The organism is Muricoccus pecuniae, assembly GCF_014199205.1.
Lineage (GTDB): Bacteria > Pseudomonadota > Alphaproteobacteria > Acetobacterales > Acetobacteraceae > Roseomonas > Roseomonas pecuniae.
Genome location: NZ_JACIJD010000081.1, coordinates 1 through 1,569 on the forward strand (window position 1 = coordinate 1; position 1,569 = coordinate 1,569).

1 protein-coding gene and 1 pseudogene are annotated in these 1,569 nt (G+C 68.5%); one reads left to right on the forward strand and one right to left on the reverse strand.

Annotated features, from left to right (window positions below):
- Nucleotides 1-485, reverse strand: a pseudogene (locus FHS87_RS24785) (MFS transporter); the annotation flags it as partial.
- A gap of 149 nt (nucleotides 486-634) precedes the next feature.
- Here FHS87_RS24785 and cyoA point away from each other — a divergent pair.
- A partial coding sequence (gene cyoA, locus FHS87_RS24790; RefSeq protein WP_184522282.1) for a ubiquinol oxidase subunit II occupies nucleotides 635-1,569 on the forward strand: 935 nt, incomplete at its 3' end.

A 1,569-nucleotide genomic window follows, 5' to 3' on the forward strand; every position in this document is an offset into this window, starting at 1 on the left:
GCGTTCAGCGCCAGCAGGGAGGGCAGCCCGTCCCACACGCCGCCCCAGGCCGCGCCCTGGCCCGCCCGGAAGAGCGCCAGCAGCAGCGCCGAGGCGGTGCCGATCTGCTGGTGCCCCGGCAGGAAGGCGATGGCCGCGGTCGAGCCGCCGAGCAGGAACAGCGCGGTCGTCAGTTTCACGCCGCGCCCGTAGTGCCGGTCAACCGCCATGAAGATGAGCGACCCGACCGGCCGCGCGAGGAAGGCGAGGGCGAAGATCGCGAAGGAGAAGAGGGTGCCCGTCAGCGGGTCCGCATAGGGGAAGACCAGAGACGGGAAGACGAGCACGGAGGCGATGGCGTAGACAAAGAAGTCGAAGAACTCGCTCGTGCGGCCGATGATCACGCCGATGGCGATCTCGCCGGGCGCGATCCGGTGCTCGCGCGCCGTGACGAGCCGGGCGTCACGCTCCAGCGGGGTCGAACTCGCGGCGGTGGCCTCACTCATGCTCGTATCCCATCCCGGCCCGGTCCCAGAGACGGCCCGGTTCCCTGACTGTATGGCTATCCGAAACCTGATGCCCGAAAGCTGCGGCCGGAGGGATTGGACAAAATGTCCAATGGTCCGCCGGAACCGCCTGCCTGTATGGGCTTCGCATGTGCGAACAGACAACGGCCGCGGCGAGGCGCCTTGCCCGTGCGGGCACGATCCCCCTGCTTCTCATGCTCGCCGGGTGCGACATGGTCGTGATGAACCCCACGGGAGACATTGCGGTCCAGCAGCGCGACCTGATCCTGATCGCCACGGGGCTGATGCTGCTGATCATCGTCCCCGTGATGGTGCTCACGGTGCTCTTCGCCTGGCGCTACCGGGCCGGCAATCCGCGCGCCAACTACGATCCCAAATTCGACCACTCCACCTCGCTGGAGCTGGTGATCTGGTCCTGCCCGCTGCTGATCATTATCTGCCTGGGCGCGATCACCTGGTCGAGCACGCACCTGCTCGACCCCTTCCGCCCGCTCGACCGGATCGCCCCGGGCCGGCCCGTCCCGCCGGGCACCCGACCGCTTGAGGTGCAGGTGGTGGCCATGGATTGGAAGTGGCTGTTCATCTACCCCGAGCAGGGCATCGCCACGGTGAACGAGCTGGCGCTGCCGGTGGATGTGCCGGTGCGCTTCTCCATCACCTCATCCACCCAGATGAACACCTTTTACGCGCCCACCCTGGCCGGCATGATCTACGCCATGCCCGGCATGCGCTCGGAGCTGAATGCGGTGCTGAACGCGCCGGGCGAGAGCTGGGGCTATTCTGGGAACTACACCGGCGCCGGCTACTCCCACATGCGCTTCAAGCTGATCGGCGTGGACGGAGCCGGCTTCGACCGCTGGGTGCAGCAGGCCAAGGCAGCTGGCAGTGGGCTGGCCACGGCAGAGTACCTCGCCCTCGACCGCCCGAGCGAGCGGGTGCCGGTGATGCGCTTCGCCTCGGTCGCGGACGGGCTGTTCGACCGGGCCCTGAACCAGTGCGTTGAGCCGGGCAAGCCCTGCGCGGCCGAGGTGATGGCGCGCGACCAGCAGCGCGGAGGCGGCCA